This window comes from Mesorhizobium sp. B2-4-1, from assembly GCF_006442185.1.
Lineage (GTDB): Bacteria > Pseudomonadota > Alphaproteobacteria > Rhizobiales > Rhizobiaceae > Mesorhizobium.
Window position 1 is genome coordinate 33668 of sequence record NZ_VFVN01000007.1, and the last position, 13472, is coordinate 47139.

At 62.1% G+C, this 13472-nt stretch carries 14 protein-coding genes; 13 read left to right on the forward strand and 1 reads right to left on the reverse strand.

The features are described from left to right. Positions 1-29 precede the first annotated feature (29 nt). The 3 genes from FJ949_RS18640 to FJ949_RS18650 are packed head-to-tail and all read left to right on the forward strand — an operon-like array spanning position 30 to position 2316. Entirely contained in the window at positions 30-818 is a 789-nt protein-coding gene (locus FJ949_RS18640) for an ATP-binding cassette domain-containing protein (protein ID WP_140498199.1), read from the forward strand. A gap of 11 nt (positions 819-829) precedes the next feature. After that, positions 830-1690: an ABC transporter permease gene (locus FJ949_RS18645; protein WP_181167723.1), complete on the forward strand. Its 861-nt coding sequence runs from the start codon at positions 830-832 to the stop codon at positions 1688-1690. Next, positions 1690-2316 carry a hypothetical protein gene (locus FJ949_RS18650; RefSeq protein WP_140498203.1) on the forward strand — a complete coding sequence of 209 codons (627 nt, stop codon included), beginning with the start codon at positions 1690-1692 and terminating at the stop codon, positions 2314-2316. Before FJ949_RS18645 ends, FJ949_RS18650 begins: the two co-directional genes overlap by 1 nt. A gap of 101 nt (positions 2317-2417) precedes the next feature. Here FJ949_RS18650 and FJ949_RS18655 read toward each other — a convergent pair whose 3' ends face one another. Next, positions 2418-3350 carry a LysR family transcriptional regulator gene (locus tag FJ949_RS18655; protein WP_140498205.1) on the reverse strand — a complete coding sequence of 311 codons (933 nt, stop codon included), beginning with the start codon at positions 3348-3350 and terminating at the stop codon, positions 2418-2420. A gap of 124 nt (positions 3351-3474) precedes the next feature. Between FJ949_RS18655 and FJ949_RS18660 the strand changes: the two genes are divergently transcribed. The 10 genes from FJ949_RS18660 to gph all read left to right on the forward strand — a co-directional run bounded on the left by FJ949_RS18660 (position 3475) and on the right by gph (position 13452). Further along, positions 3475-4521, forward strand: coding sequence for a class 1 fructose-bisphosphatase (locus FJ949_RS18660; protein WP_140498207.1), 1047 nt, complete (start codon positions 3475-3477; stop codon positions 4519-4521). Between the two features lie 8 nt (positions 4522-4529). After that, entirely contained in the window at positions 4530-5402 is an 873-nt protein-coding gene (locus FJ949_RS18665; RefSeq protein ID WP_140498210.1) for a phosphoribulokinase, read from the forward strand. Between the two features lie 10 nt (positions 5403-5412). Then, positions 5413-7422 (forward strand): transketolase, encoded by a 2010-nt coding sequence (tkt, locus tag FJ949_RS18670; RefSeq protein ID WP_140498212.1) that lies wholly within the window; start codon positions 5413-5415, stop codon positions 7420-7422. An 11-nt stretch (positions 7423-7433) separates the two neighbouring features. Further along, positions 7434-8513 carry a class II fructose-bisphosphate aldolase gene (fba, locus tag FJ949_RS18675; protein ID WP_140498214.1) on the forward strand — a complete coding sequence of 360 codons (1080 nt, stop codon included), beginning with the start codon at positions 7434-7436 and terminating at the stop codon, positions 8511-8513. Positions 8514-8534: 21 nt separating this feature from the next. Beyond that, on the forward strand, positions 8535-10028 hold the full coding sequence (locus tag FJ949_RS18680) for a ribulose-bisphosphate carboxylase large subunit (protein WP_140498217.1): 1494 nt from the start codon (positions 8535-8537) through the stop codon (positions 10026-10028). 18 nt (positions 10029-10046) lie between these two features. After that, complete coding sequence (locus FJ949_RS18685; RefSeq protein ID WP_140498220.1) at positions 10047-10481, forward strand: ribulose bisphosphate carboxylase small subunit; 435 nt, start codon at positions 10047-10049, stop codon at positions 10479-10481. A 7-nt stretch (positions 10482-10488) separates the two neighbouring features. Continuing rightward, on the forward strand, positions 10489-11427 hold the full coding sequence (cbbX, locus tag FJ949_RS18690; protein WP_140498222.1) for a CbbX protein: 939 nt from the start codon (positions 10489-10491) through the stop codon (positions 11425-11427). 61 nt (positions 11428-11488) lie between these two features. Continuing rightward, on the forward strand, positions 11489-12175 hold the full coding sequence (gene rpe / locus FJ949_RS18695) for a ribulose-phosphate 3-epimerase (protein ID WP_140498224.1): 687 nt from the start codon (positions 11489-11491) through the stop codon (positions 12173-12175). A 21-nt stretch (positions 12176-12196) separates the two neighbouring features. Next, a complete protein-coding gene (locus tag FJ949_RS18700) occupies positions 12197-12754 on the forward strand; it encodes a thioredoxin family protein (protein WP_140498226.1) in 558 nt (185 codons plus the stop codon). Beyond that, positions 12751-13452, forward strand: coding sequence for a phosphoglycolate phosphatase (gene gph / locus FJ949_RS18705; RefSeq protein WP_140498228.1), 702 nt, complete (start codon positions 12751-12753; stop codon positions 13450-13452). The genes FJ949_RS18700 and gph overlap by 4 nt, the downstream gene beginning before the upstream one ends. The last annotated feature ends 20 nt before the right edge of the window (positions 13453-13472 follow it).

Consider the following 13472-nt stretch of genomic DNA (forward strand, 5'->3'; position numbering starts at 1 on the left):
CCAACGCGTCCTGAAGGAGCGATCCGGGCATGCAGCATGTGAGAACAAGCGGACCGGGAGACGAGGCGGCGGCGCTCGACGTCAGTGCCGTCAGCCACTCCTATGGACCGAAGCGGGCACTCAAAGAGGTCTCGTTCTCGATCTTGCCGGCGACGTTCACCGTCCTGCTCGGCCTCAACGGGGCCGGCAAGACAACACTGTTCTCCCTGATCAGCCACCTCTATGACACGCGTCACGGCTCGATCCGCATCTTCGGCCACGACATCCGCAGCGCTTCGGGCGAAGCTCTCAGACGGGTCGGCATCGTGTTCCAGGCGCGCACGCTCGACCTCGATCTCAGCGTCTATCAGAATCTTTCCTACCATGCCTCGCTGCATGGCATTGGCGGACGCGAAGCCCGGCAGCGCATCGCCGCGCTGCTTGACACAGTCGACATGCAGGGCCGCCAGCATGACAAGGCACGCAGCCTCTCCGGCGGTCAGATGCGGCGCATCGAGATCGCCCGGGCGCTGCTTCACCGACCTTCCCTGCTCCTGCTTGACGAAGCGACCGTCGGCCTCGACATCGAGTCGCGTGCTGGCATCCTCGCCACCATCCGCAAGCTCGTCGAAACCGATGGTATCGGCGTGCTCTGGGCCACGCATCTGATCGATGAAGTCGACGATACCGATCATGTCGTCGTGCTGCGGCGGGGTGACCTGGTCGCCAGGGGCAAGGTGTCGGATGTCGTCCAGGCAAATGGAGGAAATTCCATTCGCGATGCCTTTTCGAAGCTCAGCCGCATCGACGCGGCAGGCATGGCGGAGACATCGTCATGAGCGCTCCTGCGATGCCCGGAAAAGTTGTCGGCATCAAACCGGTAGGGTCTGAACCATTCGGCCTCCGCCACTATCTCATTTGCCTGAAAGGCATCGTCCTGCGCGAGTGCCTGCGCTTCCTGCACCAACGCGAACGGTTCATTTCCTCACTGGTGCGGCCGCTCGTCTGGCTGTTCATCTTCGCCGCCGGCTTCCGCCAGGTGCTCGGCGTGTCGATCATCCCTCCTTACAAGACCTATGTGCTCTACGAGGTCTACATCACTCCGGGTCTGTGCGGCATGATCCTGCTGTTTTCCGGCATGCAGTCTTCACTGTCGATGGTCTACGACCGCGAGATGGGCAACATGCGCATCCTGCTGGTCAGCCCATTTCCGCGCTGGTTCCTGCTGGTGTCGAAGATGTTGGCCGGCGTGGCCGTATCGATCGTGCAAGTCTACGCATTTCTGATCGTCGCCTGGTTGTGGGGCGTCAGGGCGCCGCCGCTCGGCTATCTCTACGTGCTGCCGGCACTGTTTCTGTCGGGCATGATGCTTTGCGCGCTCGGCATGCTTTTGTCGTCCATGATCAAGCAACTCGAAAACTTCGCCGGCATCATGAACTTCGTCATCTTTCCAGGCTATTTCGCGTCGCCGGCGCTGTATCCTTTGTGGCGTATCCAGGAGGCAAGCCCCCTGCTCTACAAGATCTGCCTCGCCAATCCGTTCACCTATGCCGTCGAACTGATCCGCTTCGCCTTCTATGGGCAGATCGACTGGCTGTCGCTGGGCGTCGTCGCCGGTTGCACGCTGTTGTTTCTGGGCGGCGCCATCATTGCATACGATCCTTCGCGCGGCCTGATGACCCGCAAACAGGACACGGGAGGAAACGGCTGATGGCGCGAATGAGACTTGTCCACACCCTGGTTCTGATCGCCATGCTTGTCCCGATGGACGCCAGGGCGGCAAACACCGATCCCGACTGGCCTTGCATGCAGCGCAAGGTGCCGCAGCTCTCGCTCGGCCAGATCTGGAATGGGCCGGAGCTTCCCCCGGCGGCGAAGGATTGGTCGAAGGATTCGGGCGTCTCCGCGCTGGTCGAGGCGGTGGCGGCCCGACGGACGCCGATTGCCGAAGCCCAGAAGGAGATCAAGGACTTCGTGGCTTCTCTGCCGGCGGAGCAGGTCGCACCAAAGATGGCGATGCTGGTGCAGGGAATGTTCGATCACATGGACGCCGAGCGTTCGCACGTGATTTCCGGCATTTCCCGCTATGCCCACAAACAGCTCGAAATGGCGGCTGAATTGCGCAAGGAAGCATCCGACGTCGACGCCCTACGTGCCAAAGCCGACGCCGATCCGGACGAAGTCGAACGGCGAACCGACCAGTTGAATTTCGCGACGCGCATTTTCAACGAACGTGTCCAGTCGCTGACCTATGTCTGCGACGTGCCGACGATAATCGAGCAGCGGCTCTATCAATTGTCCAGGACCGTCTCGGAAACGCTCGGTCGGAAGAAGTAGACCTTCAGTCGACCTTGCGACGGATTTCACGTCTCTTGGCCGGCGACACGTCCGGCGTCTCGCTCCGGTCGATTCCGAACGCCATCCGTCGGTCATCCCGCTCAGGAATCGGGATAAAGCTTACCGAACAGGGGCAGATACATCGCGCCCTTGCGCATCAGGAAGTCGTTGAACGTAGCCATGGCCGGCGAGATTGCGTGATCGGTTCGTATCACCGAGAACCACTGTCGGCGGATCGGCATGCCGACAACGTCGAGGATGACGAGCCGGCCAGCTTCGGTTTCCGCGGCGATCGTGTGGGCAGAAATGAAGGCGATGCCCAGACCAGCCATCACCGCCTGCTTGATCGTTTCGTTCGAGCCCATCTCGACGCCGAGTTCATCGATGCGGCCAGGCACGTCGCTCAGGAATATTTCCAGCGAGATGCGGGTTCCGGAGCCGGGCTCGCGAATAAGGAAATGCTCCTCGGCAATGCGCTCCTTGGAGATATCGCGTGCCGCCGCCAGCGGGTGTTCGGGCGGCGCGATGATGACCAGCGGGTGATCGCCGAAGACCGAAGCACGCACCGGGACCTCTTTCGCCGGGCGCCCCATCAGCGCGATGTCGATGTCGTGATTCTTGAGGTTGTCGATTGTCTGGGCACGATTGCCGATGGCAAGCCGCATGTCGATGTCGGGATGTTCCTTCATGAACGCAGCCATCAACCGCGGCGCGAAATACTTGGCGGTGGAAACGACGCCGAGCCTCAAGCTACCCGTACGAACGCCCTTGATGGCGTCGATCTTGTCTTCGAGCAGACCGAGATGCTCCTCGATAGCTTGCGCTGCCTCAACGACGGCCAAACCTGCGGCAGTGGGACGCATGCCGTCCGACGTCCGGTCGAACAGAGCCAGTTGGAATTCTTCCTCCATTTGCCGCAACTGAATTGTCAGTGCTGAAGGAGACAGACCTAACGCCTTGGCCGCACTCACAATTTTTCCGTGCCTGATGATGGCCTGGATGGTCTTGAAATGCTTGAGCGTGAGGTTTCTCATGTCTCATACTAAATTATTTTTAGTACCAACGTAAAGTTATTGAATTTTACTTATCAAGTGTCGTTTGTTTTCATTCCCCCGATCCAGCCGATCCGAGGAGACGCGGCTGGATCGGGAGGTTACGATGCCAGCGGCAACGCTCGACGCTTTTCTGAACTCCTATCTCGGCCAGCCGGACGAACTTCGCTCCGCGGTCGTAACGACTGTCCGTCAGCTGACACAGGCCGCCAGCAAGATCCGCAATACCATCAATCAAGGTGTGCTCGGCGCCGCCTTTGCCGGGACCCGTGGCGCCAACGCCGACGGCGATGTCCAGAAGGATCTCGACGTCTTCTCCGACGACATCTTCCTCGACGCCATGCGCCACGCTCCGGTCGCGCTCTACGCTTCCGAGGAGCTGGAGCAACCGGTCCTGCTCGACGGGCAAGCACCACTCGCCATTGCCATCGACCCGCTCGACGGCTCTTCCAACATCGACACCAACGTCTCGATCGGAACGATCTTCTCGCTCCTGCCCGCAACTGGCGCGCCGGATGCCGATCCGGCCGCCTCTTTTTTGCAGGCGGGCGTGAATCAGCTAGGCGCCGGTTTCTTCATCTATGGGCCGCAGTTGGCGCTCGTCCTGTCGCTCGGCAGCGGTACGCATATCTTCGTCCTGTCGGCCAGGCTCGGCACCTTCGTCCAGGCATACGAGAGCCGGATCATTCCGCAACGCACCCAGGAGTTCGCCATCAACGCCGCCAACTACCGGCACTGGGACGAGGCCGTGCGGCTCTATGTCGACGACTGCCTGGAGGGCACCGAAGGACCGCGAGAGAAGGATTTCAACATGCGCTGGATCGCCTCCCTGGTCGCCGACTGCTACCGCATATTGATGCGCGGCGGCGTGTTTCTCTACCCCGGCGACCGGCGCAAGGGCTACGGTCAGGGACGGCTGCGCCTGGTCTACGAGGCCAACCCGATTGCCTATCTCATAGAACAGGCTGCCGGTGCGGCCACCGATACGATCAACCGCATCCTGGACATCGAACCCGACAGCCTGCACCAGCGCGTGCCGATGGTCTTCGGGTCGGCGCGGGAGGTCGCGCGCGTCACCCGCTACCACACCGAGCCGAGCAACATCGGCGAACGAGCGCCGCTGTTCAGCCGCCGTGGCCTCTTCAGAGCCTGAGCAGCACCATGTCAGCCAAGCACCCCATCATCACCATCACCGGCTCGTCGGGCGCCGGCACCACTTCGGTCAAGCGTATCTTCGAGCTGATCTTCCGGCGCGAGAACATCGAGGCCGCGTTCATCGAAGGCGACGCATTCCACCGCTACGACCGCGCCGCGATGAAGGCAAAGGTGGCCGAAGAGGAGAAGGCCGGCAATCCGAACTTCACCCATTTCCATGCCGCGGCCAACGAACTCGGGATTCTCGAAGAGGTGTTCGCGGAATACGGCCGCCGGGGATCCGGAAGAACCCGCACCTACATCCATGACGAGGAAGAGGAAAAGCAGTACGGCACGCCACCGGGAAGCTTTACCGAATGGCGCGAGTTCGGTCCCAGCGACCTGCTCTTCTACGAGGGGCTGCACGGCTGTGTCGTCACCGACACGATCAATTTGGCGAAGCATGCGGATCTCAAGATCGGCGTCGTGCCGGTCATCAATCTCGAATGGATCCAGAAGATCCATCGCGACCGTTCGACACGCGGCTATTCCACCGAGGCGGTGATGGACGTGATCCTGCGCCGGATGCCCGACTATGTCCGCTACATTGTCCCGCAATTCTCGCAGACCGCCATCAATTTCCAGCGCGTGCCGATCGTCGATACGTCCAACCCCTTCATCGCGCGCTGGATTCCGACGCCTGACGAATCGATGCTGGTTATCCGCTTCGCCAATCCGCGCGGCATCGATTTTCCATATCTGCTGTCGATGATCCACGACTCGTTCATGTCGCGGCCAAATTCCATCGTGGTGCCAGGCAACAAGCTCGACCTTGCCATGCAGCTGATCCTGACGCCGCTCATCCTGCAATTGATCGAACGCAAGAGCCGTGTGTCGTGAGGAGGACGCCATGACCAGCCAAACAGCACTAAAGCCTGCCGCCGCCGCCGTCGTCTCGGAGCTCGACATGGCGAACGCCATTCGCGTGCTGGCGATGGACAGCGTCCAAAAAGCGAATTCGGGACACCCCGGCATGCCGATGGGCATGGCCGATGTCGCAACGGTGCTGTTCAACCGCTTCATCAATATCGATCCTTCCAGGCCGGGCTGGCCCGACCGTGACCGTTTCGTGCTTTCAGCCGGCCATGGCTCGATGCTGCAATACGCGCTGCACTATCTGCTCGGCTATGAAGACATGCAGATCGAGGAGTTGCAGCGGTTTCGGCAACTGGGCAGCCGCACGGCCGGACATCCCGAATATGGCCACGCGCTTGGTGTCGAGACCACCACCGGCCCGCTCGGACAAGGCATTTCCACGGCGGTCGGAATGGCGCTGGCGGAGCGCATGCTTGCTGCCCGCTACGGTGCCGATCTGGTCAACCATCATACCTATGTGATTGCAGGCGACGGCTGCCTGCAGGAAGGCATCAGCCACGAGGCGATCGACCTCGCCGGCCACCTGAAGCTTTCCCGCCTGATCGTGTTCTGGGACGACAATGCGATCTCCATTGACGGGCCAACCTCCCTGTCCACGTCGATGGACCAGCCGGCGCGCTTCAAAGCCGCCGGCTGGGATGTCCAAACGGTCTCCGGCCACGACATGGAAGCTGTCGCCGCGGCTATCGAGGCGGCGCGGCAGTCGGATCGACCGTCGCTGATTGCCTGCCGCACTGTAATCGGCAAGGGCGCCCCCAATCTCGGCGGTTCGGAGAAGACGCATGGCGCGCCGCTGGGCGAAGCAGAGATCGCCGCGACCCGCGAGAACATCGGCTGGACCTTCGCGCCGTTCGAGGTGCCGGACGACGTGCTTTTCGCCTGGCGCGAAATTGCCGGCCGCGGCGAAGCGATGCGGGGTGCGTGGGAGCAGCGGCTTGCCGCCTCGCCGCAGCGAGAGGCCCTCGAGAACGCGGTCGCCGCCAGACTGCCCGACGCGGTCTTCGAAGCGCTCGATGCCTTTCGCCGAGAGCATGTCGAGAAGGCAACCAAGGTGGCAACGCGAAAAGCTTCCGAAATGGCGCTGGAGGTCATCAACGGCGCCACGGAATTGACCGTCGGCGGCTCGGCCGATCTGACGCACTCGAATCTGACGATCACCAAGGGCATGAACCGCATTGCGCCGAGCGATTATGCCGGCCGCTATATTCACTACGGCATTCGTGAACACGGCATGGCCGCCGCCATGAACGGCATCGCATTGCATGGAGGCTTCGTGCCCTATGGCGGTACGTTCCTCTGCTTCGCGGACTATGCGCGTGGTGCGATACGGCTCTCCTCGCTCATGGGCCAGCGCGTCATCTACGTGATGACGCATGATTCCATCGGCCTCGGCGAGGATGGCCCAACGCATCAGCCGGTCGAGCACCTGGCGATGCTGCGTGCCACGCCGAACCTCAATGTCTTTCGCCCAGCGGATATCATCGAAACGGCGGAATGCTGGGAACTTGCGCTGAAGAGCAGGGATCGGCCGAGCGTGCTGGTGCTGTCGCGCCAGAACCTGCCGATGCTGCGTGAGGCGCACAGCGACGCGAACCGCTCCAGCCAGGGCGCATACATCCTGCGCGAGCCAGCCAGGCACCGTGCCGTCACCCTGATCGCAACCGGCTCGGAGGTCGAGATCGCGGTTGCCGCCGCCGAAAGGCTGGAGACCGAGCATGGCGTCGCCGCCGCGGTCGTCTCGATGCCATGCTGGGAGCTTTTCGAGGAGCAGGAAAGCGCCACCCGCAAGGCCGTTCTCGGCTCCGCGCCGCGCGTCGCGGTCGAAGCGGCGGCCCGGCTGGGCTGGGACCGCTGGGTCGGCGAGACGGGCGCTGTCGTCGGCATGGCCGGTTTCGGCGCCAGCGCCCCTGCCCCCGATCTGTACCGGCATTTCAACATAACGTCCGAAGCGGTTGCTGCGGCGGCGCTGAAGCTCATCATCTAGGAGGACCCACAATGGCCCGCATCACCCTTCGCCAGCTTCTCGACCATGCCGCCGAGCACGGCTACGGCGTCCCTGCATTCAACATCAACAACATGGAACAGGGCCTCGCAATCATGGAAGCGGCCAAAGCCTGCGACGCGCCTGTCATCATCCAGGCCTCACGTGGGGCCCGGTCCTACGCCAACGACGTCATGCTGGCCAAAATGATGGAGGCATTGACTGAAATGCATCCGACCATTCCGCTGTGCATCCATCAGGACCACGGCAACGACGAGGCCACCTGCCTTTCCGCGATCCGCCACGGCTTCACCTCGGTGATGATGGACGGATCCCTGATGGCAGATGCCAAGACGCCGGCAAGCTATGCCTACAACGTCGCCGTAACCGAACGAGTCACACGCATGGCGCATTGGGTCGGGGCTTCCGTCGAAGGCGAACTGGGCGTGCTCGGATCGCTGGAAACCGGCCAGGGCGAGGCCGAGGATGGCCACGGCGCCGAGGGCGCGCTCTCCCACGACCAACTCTTGACCGATCCCGATCAGGCGGTCGACTTCGTGGCCACAACCCAGGTGGACGCGCTGGCGATCGCCTGCGGCACCTCGCACGGCGCTTACAAATTTACCCGCAAGCCGGACGGCGACATACTGGCCATGCAGGTGATCGAGGCGATCCACGAGAAGCTACCCAACACGCATCTGGTCATGCATGGCTCTTCCTCCGTGCCACAGGAACTGCAGGACATCATCAACAAATATGGCGGCGAGATGCCCCAGACCTTTGGCGTCCCGGTGGAGGAAATCGAGCGCGGCATCCGCTACGGCGTGCGCAAGGTCAACATCGACACCGATTGCCGCATGGCCATGGCCGGGCAGTTCCGCCGCGTCGCGACGGAGAATCCGCGCGAGTTCGATCCCCGAAAATTCCTGAAGCCCGCCATGGATGCCTTGCACGATCTTTGCCGAGACCGCTTCGAGCGTTTCGGCACGGCGTCCAACGCCTCGAAGATCAAGGTCATCGCCATGGACGAGATGGCCAAACGCTATGCCGCGGGAAAACTCGCGCCCCATATCGCAACCGCGAAAGCCGCCTGAGCAACAAACAGGAGACCTGTCATGAACAAGATCGATATGCTGCCAGCGGGTACGCTCAAGGAAGGCAAGGAACGCTACAAGTCAGGGGTCATCCCTTACAAGAAGATGGGCTACTGGGAGCCGGACTACAGGCCCAAGGAGACCGATCTGATCGCGATGTTCCGGATCACGCCGCAACCCGGCGTCGACCACGAGGAGGCAGCGGCCGCCATCGCCGGTGAATCCTCAACCGCGACTTGGACCGTGGTGTGGACCGACAGGCTGACAGCCTGCGAGCTCTACCGCGCCAAGGCGTTCAGATCCGAGCCGGTTCCAAACACCGGTCCCGGCACCAAGACCGAGCAACAGTACTTCGCCTACATCGCCTACGACCTCGACCTGTTCGAGCCGGGCTCGATCGCCAACCTGACCGCATCGATCATCGGCAACGTGTTCGGCTTCAAGGCGGTCAAGGCGCTGCGACTGGAAGACATGCGTATCCCGGTCGCGTATCTCAAAACCTTCCAGGGACCCGCAACCGGCATCGTGGTGGAGCGTGAGCGGCTCGACAAGTTTGGCCGTCCGCTGCTCGGCGCGACGACGAAGCCGAAGCTCGGCCTGTCAGGCCGCAACTATGGCCGCGTCGTTTACGAGGCCCTGAAGGGCGGCCTCGACTTCGTCAAGGACGACGAGAACATCAACTCGCAGCCCTTCATGCACTGGCGCGACCGCTTCCTCTACTGCATGGAGGCGGTGAACAAGGCTTCAGCTGCCACTGGCGAGGTCAAGGGCCACTATCTCAACGTCACCGCCGGCACGATGGAGGAGATGTACGAGCGCGCCGAATTCGCCAAACAGCTTGGCTCCTGCATCATCATGATCGATCTCGTCATCGGCTACACGGCGATCCAGTCGATGGCCAAGTGGGCACGCCGAAACGACATGATCCTGCACCTGCACCGCGCCGGCAATTCGACCTATTCGCGCCAGAAGAACCACGGCATGAATTTTCGCGTCATCTGCAAATGGATGCGCATGGCCGGCGTCGACCATATCCACGCCGGCACTGTGGTCGGCAAGCTGGAAGGCGACCCGCTCATGATCAAGGGGTTTTATGACACGCTGCGCGAGGAGCGCACGCCGCAGAATCTCGAGACCGGGCTGTTCTTCGATCAGGACTGGGCCTCGCTCAACAAGGTGATGCCCGTCGCCTCGGGCGGTATCCATGCCGGCCAGATGCACCAGTTGATCCATTATCTCGGCGAGGACGTCATCTTGCAGTTCGGTGGCGGCACGATCGGCCATCCCGACGGCATCCAGGCAGGCGCGACGGCCAATCGCGTTGCATTGGAAGCGATGATCCTGGCCCGCAACGAGGGACGCGATTATTTGCGCGAAGGAACCAAAATCCTCGAACAGGCGGCCAAATGGTGCACCCCGCTGAAGGCTGCCCTGGAGACCTGGAAGGATGTCACCTTCAACTATGAATCGACCGACACGGCCGACTTCGTGCCAACCGCAACGCCCAGCTTCTAGAAGAAAGGAACCGTCGCCATGATGACCAATCCGGGAAACAAGGTCACGCAGGGACAGTTCTCGTTCCTGCCCGACCTGACCGATGAGCAGATTTCGGCGCAGATCAAATATGCGCTGAAGAACCACTGGGCCGTCAGCGTCGAGTACACGGACGATCCGCATCCGCGAAACACCTATTGGGAAATGTACGGCAACCCGATGTTCGATTTGAGAGACCCGGCGGGCATCCTGCTCGAAGTCAACGCTTGCCGGAAAGCCTGTCCGAACATGTATGTCCGGGTAACCGCCTTCGATTCGACCAAGGGATGGGAAGCGCCGCGCATGTCGTTCATCGTCAACCGGCCGCCCAGCGAACCCGGGTTCCGGCTGCTGCGCCAGGAGCGTGACGGCCGCAGCCAGGGTTATTCGATCGTGCCTTATGCGACCGACAGGCCCGAGGGCGAGCGGAGCTAGCTGAGCCATGCTGGACACGATAGCAAAGGGCGCTGGCGCGCAGGACGAATCGGTTGATCTGCAGGCCGAGTTCGAAGCGTCCAACATCGACGAGGTGATGGACAAGCTCGATCGCGAACTCATTGGCCTGAAGCCAATCAAGAACCGCATCCGCGAGATCGCGGCTCTTCTCCTGGTCGACCGGCTTCGCCGCAAGTTCGGACTGACCTCGGGCGCACCGACGCTGCATATGAACTTTACGGGAAACCCCGGCACGGGCAAGACCACCGTGGCGCTGAGGATGGCCGAAATCCTGCATCGACTCGGCTATGTCCGCGAAGGCCACCTGGTCGCGGTGACGCGCGACGATCTCGTCGGCCAGTATGTGGGCCACACCGCACCCAAGACGCGCGACGTGATCAAGCGTGCCATGGGCGGCGTGCTTTTCATCGACGAGGCCTATTACCTCTACAAGCCCGAGAACGAACGCGACTACGGCCAGGAATCGATCGAGATCCTGCTGCAATGCATGGAAAATAATCGTGACGACCTGGTCGTGATCCTTGCCGGCTACAAGAACAAGATGGATCGTTTCTTCGACAGCAATCCCGGCATGCGGTCGCGCATCGCCCACCACCTCGATTTTCCCGACTACGGCGTCAGTGAGCTGAAATCGATCGCCGGGATCATGCTGGCGGAGCAGAATTATCGCCTCAGCGAGGCGGCCGCCCAGGCCCTCGAAGAGTATCTTCCGATCCGAATGAGGCTGCCGCATTTCTCCAACGCGCGCTCGGTGCGCAATGGGCTGGACCGGGCGCGGCTTCGCCAGGCCAATCGGCTTTTCGCATCGCGAAGCCGTGCCCTGACCAAGGCAGACCTTATTACCATCGAGGAATCCGATATCCGCGGCAGCCGCGTATTCGCGGAAGGGAAGCTCGAAGGCGAACCGGAGACGAAGACGCGCTGAGGGCGAAGCCGGCTGGCGGGCGGCGACCCGACACGGAAGACAGAAATTGGAGACGACGACCATGGTCACCAGGACAATCATCGCGCCCTCCGTGCTTTCCGCGGATTTCTCGCGGCTCGGCGACGAGGTCGAAGCTGTCGTTCAGGCGGGCGCCGACTGGATCCATCTCGACGTGATGGACGGGCATTTCGTGCCCAACATCACCTTCGGTCCGCCGGTCATCAAGGCGATCCGTGGTCGAACGGACAAGATCTTCGACTGCCATCTGATGATCGCGCCGGCCGACCCCTATCTGGCCGCCTTCGCCGATGCCGGTTGCGACATCATCACGGTGCATGCCGAGACTGGACCGCATCTCGACCGCTCATTGCAGGCGATCAGGAATCTTGGCAAGAAGGCCGGGGTGTCGCTCAATCCGTCGACGCCGGAGAGTGTCATCGAGTATGTGCTCGACCGGCTCGATCTGGTGCTGCTGATGACGGTCAATCCAGGCTTCGGCGGCCAGGCTTTCATTTCAGCGGTCGTCGAGAAAGTCAGACGGATCAAGGCTTTGGTTGGCCATCGCCCGATTGACATCGAGATCGACGGCGGAGTCACGGCCGAGACCGCCCCGCTGGTCACCGCGGCTGGCGCCAACGTACTGGTCGCCGGTTCGGCTGTATTCAAGGGATGCACCGAGGCAGCCTATCGTGCCAATATCGGCGCCATCAGACAGGCGGCCGATGGCGCGATCCGGAAAGCCGCGTAAACCGTTGTCGGGGAGACGAACATGGCTGCGGTCCCACCTGTATGCGATTTCGGCTGGCCCGCCATCGATGCCGTTTTGCCCGGCGTCGACGGCACGTCGCATTCCATCTTCGGTCACGCCGGCCCGAATGGCCTGGTCGTGGCCTTCATCTGCAATCACTGCCCTTATGTGAAGGCCGTGATCTCTCGCATCGTGCGCGACGCCAATGACCTCAAGGCCGAAGGTATCGGCTTCGTCGCCATCAACTCCAACGATGCCGACACCTACCCGGACGATTCCTTCGACCACATGAAGCGCTTCGCCGTGACGAACGGCTTCAGCTTCCCTTACATGCACGACGAGGCCCAGACTGTAGCGCGCGACTACTCAGCGGTGTGCACTCCCGATTTCTTCGGTTTCAACAGCGAACTGAGACTGCAATACCGCGGCCGGCTGGACGCGTCGCGACGCGAATCTGGACCGCTCGGGCTGCGACGCGATCTGTTCGAGGCGATGAAGCAGGTTGCTCGAACCGGGGATGGTCCGTTCGACCAAATCGCCTCGATCGGCTGCTCGATCAAGTGGAAGGATGCTGCATGAATGTCGGCGCGGGTAGGTCGCTTCGACCGCCGAAGGCGATCCTGTTCGACCTCGACGGCACACTGGTCGATTCGGCGCCTGATATAACGGCCGCCGTCAACGAGTTGCTGGCCAGCCGCGATCTGCCGCCGTTGCGCCTGGACCAGGTCAAGGCCATGATCGGTGGCGGCGTCAGGAAATTGGTCGAGCGGGCCTTCGCGGCGTCGGGAGCGCCGCTCGTCGGCAACGCGCTCGATGAGGCCAACCGCGTCATGGCGCCGATCTACAGCCGACATCTGACCGGCCTGACAAGACTGATGCCTGGCGTCAGGGAGGTTCTCACACACTTCTACGCGAAGGGAATGGCCATGGGCGTGGCGACCAACAAACCGCAGTTGGCGACTCGCGAGATCCTGCTGCATTTCGGACTGACGGAATATTTCCGTGCGATCATTGGCGGAGACGCGGTGACATGCCTGAAACCCGCGCCCGATGCTCTGCTGCTGGCGCTCGCCCAGCTTGGAGTCGACCCCTGTGACGCGCTGCTGGTCGGAGACAGTGGCGCCGACGCAGGCGCCGCACGCGCCGCCGGCATGCCCGTCATTCTGCTGCGCGGCGGATACACCCATTTTCCGGTTGAAGAGCTTGGCGCCGACCAGGTTTGCGACAGCCTTTTCGACCTGCCTGCGGCGATGCAGGGGCTGCAAGCCGGTGCTTGATCGGGGCGAACGCCGGCCGG

Excerpts from the sequence above, each read along its gene's own strand:
- FJ949_RS18665 (WP_140498210.1), top strand. The coding sequence starts at position 4,530 with ATGTCAGCCAAGCACCCCATCATCACCATCACCGGCTCGTCGGGCGCC.
- FJ949_RS18700 (WP_140498226.1), top strand. The coding sequence starts at position 12,197 with ATGGCTGCGGTCCCACCTGTATGCGATTTCGGCTGGCCCGCCATCGAT.
- FJ949_RS18650 (WP_140498203.1), top strand. The coding sequence starts at position 1,690 with ATGGCGCGAATGAGACTTGTCCACACCCTGGTTCTGATCGCCATGCTT.
- FJ949_RS18680 (WP_140498217.1), top strand. The coding sequence starts at position 8,535 with ATGAACAAGATCGATATGCTGCCAGCGGGTACGCTCAAGGAAGGCAAG.
- FJ949_RS18645 (WP_181167723.1), top strand. The coding sequence starts at position 830 with ATGCCCGGAAAAGTTGTCGGCATCAAACCGGTAGGGTCTGAACCATTC.
- FJ949_RS18685 (WP_140498220.1), top strand. The coding sequence starts at position 10,047 with ATGATGACCAATCCGGGAAACAAGGTCACGCAGGGACAGTTCTCGTTC.
- FJ949_RS18655 (WP_140498205.1), bottom strand. The coding sequence starts at position 3,350 with ATGAGAAACCTCACGCTCAAGCATTTCAAGACCATCCAGGCCATCATC.
- fba (WP_140498214.1), top strand. The coding sequence starts at position 7,434 with ATGGCCCGCATCACCCTTCGCCAGCTTCTCGACCATGCCGCCGAGCAC.
- FJ949_RS18660 (WP_140498207.1), top strand. The coding sequence starts at position 3,475 with ATGCCAGCGGCAACGCTCGACGCTTTTCTGAACTCCTATCTCGGCCAG.
- cbbX (WP_140498222.1), top strand. The coding sequence starts at position 10,489 with ATGCTGGACACGATAGCAAAGGGCGCTGGCGCGCAGGACGAATCGGTT.
- tkt (WP_140498212.1), top strand. The coding sequence starts at position 5,413 with ATGACCAGCCAAACAGCACTAAAGCCTGCCGCCGCCGCCGTCGTCTCG.
- FJ949_RS18640 (WP_140498199.1), top strand. The coding sequence starts at position 30 with ATGCAGCATGTGAGAACAAGCGGACCGGGAGACGAGGCGGCGGCGCTC.
- rpe (WP_140498224.1), top strand. The coding sequence starts at position 11,489 with ATGGTCACCAGGACAATCATCGCGCCCTCCGTGCTTTCCGCGGATTTC.
- gph (WP_140498228.1), top strand. The coding sequence starts at position 12,751 with ATGAATGTCGGCGCGGGTAGGTCGCTTCGACCGCCGAAGGCGATCCTG.